Origin of the sequence: Streptomyces niphimycinicus (assembly GCF_018883605.1) — a bacterium.
Classification (GTDB): Bacteria; Actinomycetota; Actinomycetes; order Streptomycetales; family Streptomycetaceae; genus Streptomyces; species Streptomyces niphimycinicus.
The window spans coordinates 1-2,910 of the sequence record NZ_JAHLEM010001056.1; the positions used below are offsets into that span (position 1 = coordinate 1).

The following is a 2,910-nucleotide window of genomic DNA, read 5'->3' on the forward strand; positions in this document are numbered from 1 at the left end:
TAGGACCGGACCACGGCAGCAAGCGCGGTTGCACACTCACAGGGCCACCGCCTTCACACCGTGCCCAACGGCCCCCCGCTGTCGCTCCCGTTCATGTGCGACCACGTATGGCCGGACAAGACCAGTGCCCGGGACCTCCTCACCATGCGGCACCCATGCGTGCACCAGAGGTGCGCACGCCAGGCGGACGGTCAGCGTATCCACGTACCGGGGGCCTGGCCGGATCTCAGCGACTCGGTGGCGGCCTGAAGCAGGCAACAGCAGCCGTAACAGCCATTCCACAAATCGGGCGGTAGTCTTCCGCATTGTTGACGCTCCTTTGCAGCGTTGACCGCGCCCCCGGACGCAGCCACGTCGCGGGGGTCTTGATCTCCCAGCGTCACCGTTTGTGTGGCCTGCGCGTTACCCCATGATGGGTAGACCCACCATGGGTGGACTCGGCCTCAGATCACCTTGCATTCCGCCGAGCGCCGGGGGCCTTCAGGAGATGCAGCACGTGGCACCGCCAACCGCTCTGCCGCCTATCGGTCTCTAACCCATAGTGAGTAGACCCATCATGGGTAGGCTCGGGACGCAGGCACTGATCGATACTTCATCACGTCAGAGATGCGCGGGGGCACGAGATGACCGACTACGTCTCACCGGCAGCGCTCCCGCCGCACGTCCTGGAACGTGAGGACATGCGCGCGGCTCTCGCCTGCCACGACTTTGGGACAGTCTTCACTCTCGCCCGCAAATGGGGCGGCATCAGTTTCACCAAGATCGCTGATGCCTGTGGGATGAAGACCGACCGGGTCGGAGTCATCGCCAAGGGCAACGGCCGGATCACCACGATCGACAAGATCATTGCGGTAGCCGACGGGCTCAGGATTCCCGGCGCGTTACTTGGTCTGGCACCTCGCCCGTGGGAATCGCACACCCCCGCGTCTGGAGCCGTACGGCCGATGGCCCGTATCGGCATGGACCGTGGAGACGATCACGTGCTACGACGCGATTTCATGAGCCTGTCAGGCGCCGCGCTGCTGGCAGCAGCCACAACACCATCCGCAGGGGCCAGCAACGCACCACGGCACACCGGGCTTGCCGCGCCTCTCCTGCACCACCTCTCCGCCTTCAGCGTCGGAGAACCGGAACCGCGCACCCCCGCCGAACTCAGAACAGCCGTCACCTGGGCGAAACGCACCTACCAGGCATGCGAGTACACGACCCTCGCCAACGACCTCCCGCGCGTACTCACCGAGTGCGAGACGGCGTGCGAGGTCCTGACCGGAGATGACCGGCTGACCGCGCATGCATGCCTGGCGGAGCTGTACCACACCACAACCAGCCTGTTGCTCAAACTCGGCGACCGAGGTCCGGCAGCCATCACCGCCGACCGCAGCATGCACGCAGCCCAGACCAGCGAGGACCCCCTCACCCAGGCAGCCAGCGCCCGCATCCTTGTCCACGCCTACATGGCCATGGGACACGGCGGCCAGGCCGCCGACCTCGCACGCACACGAGCTCAGCGACTCGACCCGAAGTCCATCACACACTCGCCTGATCACCAGTCCATCTACGGTGCTCTGCTCCTGCGGGGCGCAGTGGCCGCAGCCGAGCAAGGCAACCGTGACTCAGCAACCGAACTTCTCGACGAGGCGGAACGCGCCGCCCGTATGCTCGGCAGCGACGCCAACCGCCGATGGACCGCTTTCGGCCCGACCAACGTGCTTCTCCACCGGGTGAACATCTCCACCACCCTTGGCGACGCCGGTGCAGCACTCGCCTGCGCCCGCGCGATCGACATCGACACCATCGACGTCCGTGAACGCCAGGCGACCCTCTGGGTAGACGTGGCCAGGGCCTGCGAGCAATGGAACAAATACCCCCAGGCGTACGCCGCCCTGCGTACCGCCGAGGACCTCGCCCCCGAAGAGATTCGCACCCGCCCGACCGTTAGGGCACTGGTCGGACGAATCCACCACCAGGACGTACGCGGTGAACTGCGCGGCCTGCCCGAGCTGGCCGCCCGAGTCGGAGCCCGCCCATGACCACACCGCCACCTCAGCGGACCCTCTACGTCATCGTCTGCGCCGCCGGGCCCGCCGCACACGTGGGCAAGCTCGTCCAGCAAGCTCAAGACCGGTCCTGGGACGTGCAGATCATCACCACCCCAGCGGGACGAACCTTCGTAGACGTCTCAGCGCTCGAAGCCCAGACCGGACGGCCTATCCGCAGCGAATACCGAAAACCCGGCGACGGCACCCGCTCAGCCCCGCAGGCAGACGCCATCATCGTCGCCCCCGCCACCTACAACACCATCAACAAATGGGCACTGGGCATCAGCGACACCTACGCGTTGGGCATCCTCGCCGAGTCCATCGGGCTGGGCATCCCCGTGGCCGTGCTCCCGTTCGTCAACGCGGCACTGGCCGCGCACCCCGCCTACCGGCGCAACATCGCAGACCTGCGATCCGCAGGCGTCAGCATCCTGCACGGCAAGGGACACGGCCCAGAGCCCCACGCCCCCGGCTCCGGCAGCGCGCTACTCGACACCTTCCCGTGGAGCCTGGCCCTCGACACCGTCGAACACAACGGCTGACCAACCCCTGTCCCCACACTTGGCGCAGATGCACCACGAGAAAATGCATTCACCGATGTGTCGCAACTGGTTCATCAAGTGATTTCCAGGGCCTCGCCGGGTCCGCCGCGCCGGGGTCCTGGCGTCTGGGCGGCACCTTCTCGGGGGCGAAGCAGCCCGGGCGACGGCAGTGGGCACGGATCCCGGCCATCGCCGGGAGGCTCCGGACGCGGGCAGGGACGACGAAGACGCGCCGAGCCGCCGCAGGCACCGCGGCGGCGATCCGCGGGTAGGCAGGCGCAGCCACGCGCCCCGGCCACCGCCTCGAGGCGCGTCCGGCCCTGGACGCC

General features: G+C 67.5%; 2 protein-coding genes. Both read left to right on the forward strand.

Features of this window, described 5'->3' with window-relative positions:
* Positions 1-623: 623 nt before the first annotated feature.
* A complete protein-coding gene (locus KN815_RS47455; protein ID WP_216347965.1) occupies positions 624-2,030 on the forward strand; it encodes a hypothetical protein in 1,407 nt (468 codons plus the stop codon).
* Positions 2,027-2,581, forward strand: a complete 555-nt coding sequence (locus KN815_RS47460; RefSeq protein ID WP_216347966.1) for a flavoprotein — start codon at positions 2,027-2,029, stop codon at positions 2,579-2,581. The genes KN815_RS47455 and KN815_RS47460 overlap by 4 nt, the downstream gene beginning before the upstream one ends.
* Positions 2,582-2,910: the final 329 nt, after the last annotated feature.